The organism is Actinomadura fibrosa (assembly GCF_900659615.1).
Lineage (GTDB): Bacteria > Actinomycetota > Actinomycetes > Streptosporangiales > Streptosporangiaceae > Spirillospora > Spirillospora fibrosa.
The window spans coordinates 1-5,747 of record NZ_CAACUY010000393.1 but is presented as its reverse complement, the minus strand read 5'-3'; the positions used below and the strand labels follow the sequence as shown (position 1 = coordinate 5,747).

Below are 5,747 nucleotides of genomic sequence, written 5' to 3'. Positions count from 1 at the left end.
CCGCGGGCGAGCCGTAGCCGGCGCGGGCGGCGCCCGCCGCGCGACGCGCCGGCGCCGCCCTCGGCGAAGAGCCCGGCCTCGATGAGCTGCTCGACGCGCAGCGAGACGCTGGAGGCGGCGAGGCCCGACAGCCGGGCGAGCTCGGCCCGCGACTCGGCCTGGCCGGTCGCCACCAGCCGCACGAGCGCCGCCGGTCCGTCCTCTCTGCTGTTGCGCACCCCAGATAGATAGCATGCGCGAACTTGGTACAGCAATCCGTTGACTTGCGTCGATTTGACGCTCTATCGTCTCGTTCGTCTTCGAAATCGAAGGAAGTTGGAACGAGGATGACCGAATGATCGAGGTGCGCGGCCTGCACAAGCGCTTCGGCGACCACACCGCTCTGCGCGACGTGGACCTGGACGTGGCGCGGGGCGAGGTCGTCGTGGTGATCGGCCCGTCCGGTTCCGGCAAGTCCACCCTGTGCCGGTGCCTGAACCGGCTGGAGACGGCGGACGCCGGGGAGATCCGCATCGACGGCGCGCCGCTGCCTGCGGAGGGCCGGGCGCTCGCCCGGCTGCGCGCGGACGTCGGCATGGTGTTCCAGTCGTTCAACCTCTTCCAGCACAGGACCGTCCTGGAGAACATGACGCTCGCGCCCACGCGGGTGCGCGGCGTCTCCAAGGCCGACGCCGAGCGGACGGCGCGCGAGCTGCTCGACCGGGTCGGCATCGGCGAGCAGGCGGGCAAGCTGCCCGCGCAGCTGTCCGGCGGGCAGCAGCAGCGCGCCGCGATCGCGCGGGCCCTCGCGATGCGGCCGAAGGCGATGCTGTTCGACGAGCCGACGTCGGCGCTCGACCCGGAGATGGTCGGCGAGGTCCTCGACGTCATGACCGGCCTCGCCCGCGACGGCATGACGATGGTCGTCGTCACCCACGAGATGGGGTTCGCCCGCAAGGTCGCGGACCGCGTCGTGTTCATGGCCGACGGCGAGGTCGTCGAGACCGGCGAGCCCGCGGCCTTCTTCGACTCCCCTCGCAGCGACCGGGCCAGGGACTTCCTGGCCAAGGTCCTCAGCCACTGACGGCACACCGCTGACGGCACACCGCCGACACGGGCCCCGAGCAGCACACCCCACCGGCGGCCGCTTCCGGCCGCACCCGAGAAAGGTTCACGACAATGGTGCGTTTCCCCGCGGGGACGCGGCGCGCGGCGGTGGCCGCGGTCGCCGCACTGGCGCTGACCGGCCTGGCGGCCTGCTCCAGCGACGACGACTCCGGCTCGGCCGTGCCCGGCGCCGGCGGCGGCGCGAAGGACGACCTCGCCGCGTCCGCGCCGGTCGCGTCGAGCATCCCGGCCGGCTCGACCATGGAGAAGATCCGCAAGCGCGGGCAGCTGATCGTCGGCGGCTCGCTGGACGCGCCGCTGCTGTCCCAGCAGAACCCGGCGACGAAGAAGGTCGAGGGGCTGGACGCCGACTTCGGCCGGCTGCTCGCCAAGTACATCATCGGCAAGCCCGAGGTGAAGATCGTCAACTCGGCGTCGGAGACCCGCGAGGCGCTGCTGTCCAACGGCACCGTGGACGTGGTGTTCCAGACCTACAGCATCACGCCGGAACGCGCCAAGCAGGTCGCGTTCGCCGGGCCGTACTACAGCTCGGGCCTGGTCATCGCCACGAAGAAGGGCGAGTCGGGCATCGCGACTCCGGCCGACCTGAAGGGCAAGACGGTCATCGCGGGCGCCAACACCCCGGCGATCCCGGCCATCAAGAAGGCCGCCCCGGACGCGAAGATCGTGACGTTCGGCAGCGACCCCGAGTGCGTCCAGGCGCTCAAGCAGGGCCGCGGCCAGGCGTACGTGCAGGACGAGGCCGTGCTGCTCGCCACCGCGAAGCAGGACCCGTCCATCCAGATCCAGGGCAAGCCGTTCACGTCCGACCCGTACGGCATCGGCCTCAAGCACGGCGACGCGCAGATGAAGGCGTTCGTCAACGACTGGCTGAAGCAGATCCAGGCGTCCGGGCTGTGGGCGAAGGTCTGGAAGAACTCGATCGGGACGGTCGTGCAGGGCGACGCCCCGCAGCCGCCCGCGATCGGGTCCGCGCCGGGCTCGGAGTAGGAGGGAGGGCCCGCCCGCCATGAACGTCATCACCGACCACCTCGGCGAGTTCGGCGACGGCCTGCTGCTGACCGTCGAGCTGACGCTGCTGTCCCTCGCGGGCGCGCTCGCCGCCGGGATCGCCGTGGCCGCGGCGCGGGTCAGCCCCGTCCGGGTACTGCGCGCCGCGGGGATGGCCTACGTCGAGACGCTGCAGAACGTCCCGCTGCTCGTCTGGCTCGTGCTCGCCGTCTTCGGCCTGCCCGAGATCGGCGTCATGGCCGGGCTGTTCACCACCGCGACCGTCGTCATCGCGCTCTACCAGGGCGCCTACACGGCGGAGGCGATCCGCTCCGGGATCAACGCGGTGCCGGCGGGGCAGGGCGAGGCCGCCCGCGCGCTCGGGCTCACCTTCGTCCAGTCGCTGCGGCTGGTCGTCCTGCCGCAGGCGCTGCGGACGGTCGTCCAGCCGCTCGGCAACATCGCGATCATGACGCTGATGAACACGGCGCTGGCGGCGGCGGTCGGGGTGGTCGAGCTGACCGCCGCCGCCAACCGCGTCAACCTCGCCGAGGCGCAGCCGATCTGGATCTTCGTCACGGCGGGCCTCGGCTACATGGCGCTGTCGGCGGTCGTCGGCCTCGTCACCGGCACGCTCGAACGGAAGCTGGCGATCCTGCGATGAGCACCCGAGGGAGCACCCGGCGGACCACCCGGCGGACCGGCCGGCGCGGCACCGCGCGGCTGCTGTTCGACGAGCCCGGGCCGCGCGGGCGGCGGCGCATCCGGATCGCCACCGCGCTGACCGTGCTCGCGGGCCTCGCGCTCGCCGCGCTCGCGCTGCGGCAGTTCGCCGCCAACGGCCAGCTCGACGCCGACCGCTGGCGGCCCTACGGGACGTGGCCGATGTGGCGGTACCTGCTGGAGGGCCTGCGCTCGACGGCGGAGGCCGCGGCCGTGTCGATCGCGCTCGCGATGGCGGCGGGCGTCGCGCTCGCGCTCGGGCGGCTGTCGCCGTCCCGGTGGATCCGCCTGCCGTCGGCCGCGTACGTGGAGGTCGTCCGGACGATCCCGGCGCTGCTCCTCGTGTACGTGGTGCTGTTCGCGCTGCCCCGCTACGGCCTGGACCTGCCGCTGTTCTGGAAGCTCGCCGTCCCGCTGTCGGTGTCCAACGCCGCCGCGTTCGCCGAGATCTTCCGGGCCGGGATCCGGTCGGTGGAGCGCGGCCAGCTGGAGGCGGGGCTCGCGCTCGGCCTGACGCGCGGCCGCGCGATGCAGCTGATCGTCCTGCCGCAGGCGGCGCGGCGCGTCCTGCCGTCGCTCGTCGGCCAGTCCGCCGGGCTGCTGAAGGACACCTCGCTCGGCTACGTCGTCAGCTACGCCGAGCTGCTCTACAGCGGCAAGGTGCTGGCGAACTACAACCACCTGCTGATCCAGACGTACCTGGTGATCGCGCTGATCTACCTGGTCATCAACGCGTCGCTGTCCAAGCTCGCGCGGACGCTGGAGGCGCGGCAGCGCACCCGCCCGTCCCGCGCCGTCCGCGAGGCGGCTCCCGCGGCGTGAGAGGAAGAGGCATGTACGAAGTTCTGGCCGAGGTCGTCCGGAACGGGTTCGTCGAGAGCCGCCACTACGGCAGCGTCGCCGGGCTCGCCCCGGACGGCACCCTCGCCCACGCGCGCGGCCACGTGCGGGAGACCGTCCTGCCGCGTTCCACGACCAAGCCGTTCCAGGCCGCGGCCTGCCTCGCGGCGGGCGCGCCGCTCACCGGCGAGCGCCTCGCGATCGCCGCGGGCAGCCACACCGGTGAGGACGTCCACGTCAAGACCGTCGAGGCGATCCTCGCGGACGCAGGGCTCCACGGGGGCGCCCTGCGCTGCCCGCCCGACTGGCCGGAGGACGAGGCGACCAGGGCGGCGCTGGTCCGGGCCGGGGAGGGGCCGTCGCGCGAGCGCATGAACTGCTCGGGCAAGCACGCCGCCATGCTCGCCGCCTGCGTCGCCAACGGCTGGGAGACCGGCACCTACCTCGACCCGGGGCATCCCCTCCAGCAGGGCGTCCGCACCACCCTCGGCGACGCGGCGGGCGAGATGCCGTCCCCGGTCGCGGTGGACGGCTGCGGCGCCCCGCTGTTCGGCCTCACCCTCACGGGCCTCGCGCGGGCGGCGCAGACCCTCGTCCGCGCGCAGGACGGCCCGTGCCGCGCGGTCGCCGACGCCATGCGCGCCCATCCCGAGTACGTCGGCGGGACGGGCCACGCCAACACCGAGTTCATGCGGGCGCTGCCCGGCTCCGTGGCGAAGGGCGGCGCCGAGGGCGTGTTCATCGCCGCGACCCGCGAGGGCCACGCCGTCGCGGTGAAGGTCGTCGACGGCAGCCCCCGCGCCACCACCGCCATCGCCCTCGCCGCCCTCGCCGCGCTCGGCGCCGAGACCGCCCCGGCCGCCGCGCTCGGCACCGTCCCGGTCCTCGGCGGCGGCCGCCGGGTCGGCGAGATCCGCACCACCCCGGAAGGACGCCAGTGAGCCTGACCTACGAGATCTGCATCGACAGCGTCGCGGGCGCCGTCGCCGCCGAGCGGGCCGGCGCCCACCGCGTCGAGCTGTGCGCGGCGCTGTTCGACGGGGGGCTCACCCCGAGCCTCGGGACGGTCCGCGCCGCGCTCGACGCGGTGTCGTCGATCCGGGTGCACGTCATCATCCGGCCGCGCGGCGGCGACTTCATCTTCGACGAGCACGAGGTCGCGGCGATGGAGCACGACGTCGCGCTCGTCCGCGAGGCCGGCGCGCACGGCGTGGTGATCGGCGCGCTGACCGCCGCCGGGGAGGTCGACCGGCCCGTCACCGAGCGGCTCATCGCGGCGGCGGACGGCCTGCCGGTCACCTTCCACCGCGCGTTCGACATGACCGCCGACCCGTTCGCGGCGCTGGAGACCCTCGTCGAGCTCGGCGTGGACCGCGTCCTGACGTCCGGGCAGGACGTGAGCGTCCTGGAGGGCGCCCCGCTGATCGCCGAGCTCGTCCGGCGCGCCGGCGACCGCATCGTCGTGATGCCGGGCGGCGGCGTCACCGCCCGGAACATCGCGCGCGTCGTCGCGGAGACCGGCGCCCGGGAGATCCACTTCGCGGCGCTGTCCGAGGCGCCGAGCCCGGCCGTCCACCGCAACCCGTACCCGTTCATGGGCGGCGAGCTCCGCCGCCCGGAGTACCAGCGGCTGGTCACGACCGAGGCGGGCATCGCCGCGGTGATGCACGGCCGCTGACCCCTGCCCGGACGGGCGCCGCGCCGCCCGTCCGGCGTCAGGCCACCCGCTCGATGCGGGCCCGGCGGATCAGGAACTTGCCGGGCTCGCGGACCTGCTCGAACGCGGCGTTGTTCAGCAGCGTGCAGCTCCCCGACACGGAGGTGACCCGCACGGTCGTGGACTTGCCGTTGTCGAGGTTGGTGACCTTCACCCGGCTTCCGATCGGCAGCGTGTTGCTGGACGCGGCCGGGGCGCCGCTCTCCCCCGACAGCGTGACGGTCGAGCCCGCGCAGACGACGCTCCCCGCGCCCGCTCCGTTCGAGGCCGGAGGCGTGGACGGCGGGCGCGGGTTCCCGACGACCGCGACGACGCTCACCGCCGGCTCCCCGCGACGCCGCCGAGCGAGGGCAGCCCGGCCGCCTCCCAC

Annotated in this window: 7 protein-coding genes and 1 pseudogene; 6 read left to right on the top strand and 2 right to left on the bottom strand. The window is 74.1% G+C overall.

Features of this window, described 5'->3' with window-relative positions; genetic code table 11:
• Positions 1-218 (bottom strand): annotated as a pseudogene (locus E1300_RS46980) (ROK family transcriptional regulator); the annotation flags it as partial.
• Positions 219-334: 116 nt separating this feature from the next.
• On the opposite strand from E1300_RS46980, the gene E1300_RS46975 reads away from it, so the two are divergent.
• The 6 genes from E1300_RS46975 (at position 335) to E1300_RS46950 (ending at position 5,338) form a co-directional block, all read left to right on the top strand.
• Positions 335-1,063: an amino acid ABC transporter ATP-binding protein gene (locus tag E1300_RS46975; RefSeq protein WP_131763747.1), complete on the top strand. Its 729-nt coding sequence runs from the start codon at positions 335-337 to the stop codon at positions 1,061-1,063.
• Positions 1,064-1,158: 95 nt separating this feature from the next.
• Entirely contained in the window at positions 1,159-2,097 is a 939-nt protein-coding gene (locus E1300_RS46970; protein WP_131763746.1) for a glutamate ABC transporter substrate-binding protein, read from the top strand.
• A gap of 19 nt (positions 2,098-2,116) precedes the next feature.
• Positions 2,117-2,761 (top strand): amino acid ABC transporter permease, encoded by a 645-nt coding sequence (locus E1300_RS46965; protein ID WP_131763745.1) that lies wholly within the window; start codon positions 2,117-2,119, stop codon positions 2,759-2,761.
• The gene (locus E1300_RS46960) at positions 2,758-3,642 is read left to right on the top strand and encodes an amino acid ABC transporter permease (RefSeq protein ID WP_131763744.1); all 885 of its coding nucleotides are present in this window, start codon (positions 2,758-2,760) and stop codon (positions 3,640-3,642) included. The genes E1300_RS46965 and E1300_RS46960 overlap by 4 nt, the downstream gene beginning before the upstream one ends.
• Positions 3,643-3,653: 11 nt before the next feature.
• On the top strand, positions 3,654-4,601 hold the full coding sequence (locus E1300_RS46955) for an asparaginase (protein WP_131763743.1): 948 nt from the start codon (positions 3,654-3,656) through the stop codon (positions 4,599-4,601).
• Positions 4,598-5,338 carry a copper homeostasis protein CutC gene (locus tag E1300_RS46950; RefSeq protein ID WP_131763742.1) on the top strand — a complete coding sequence of 247 codons (741 nt, stop codon included), beginning with the start codon at positions 4,598-4,600 and terminating at the stop codon, positions 5,336-5,338. The genes E1300_RS46955 and E1300_RS46950 overlap by 4 nt, the downstream gene beginning before the upstream one ends.
• 37 nt (positions 5,339-5,375) lie before the next feature.
• Here E1300_RS46950 and E1300_RS53655 read toward each other — a convergent pair whose 3' ends face one another.
• The gene (locus E1300_RS53655) at positions 5,376-5,696 is read right to left on the bottom strand and encodes an RlpA-like double-psi beta-barrel domain-containing protein (protein ID WP_278045442.1); all 321 of its coding nucleotides are present in this window, start codon (positions 5,694-5,696) and stop codon (positions 5,376-5,378) included.
• Positions 5,697-5,747: the final 51 nt, after the last annotated feature.

Bases quoted from the DNA above. Each gene is read 5' to 3' on its own strand.
- E1300_RS46975 (WP_131763747.1), top strand. From the start codon at position 335: ATGATCGAGGTGCGCGGCCTGCACAAGCGCTTCGGCGACCACACCGCT.
- E1300_RS46970 (WP_131763746.1), top strand. From the start codon at position 1,159: ATGGTGCGTTTCCCCGCGGGGACGCGGCGCGCGGCGGTGGCCGCGGTC.
- E1300_RS46965 (WP_131763745.1), top strand. From the start codon at position 2,117: ATGAACGTCATCACCGACCACCTCGGCGAGTTCGGCGACGGCCTGCTG.
- E1300_RS46960 (WP_131763744.1), top strand. From the start codon at position 2,758: ATGAGCACCCGAGGGAGCACCCGGCGGACCACCCGGCGGACCGGCCGG.
- E1300_RS46955 (WP_131763743.1), top strand. From the start codon at position 3,654: ATGTACGAAGTTCTGGCCGAGGTCGTCCGGAACGGGTTCGTCGAGAGC.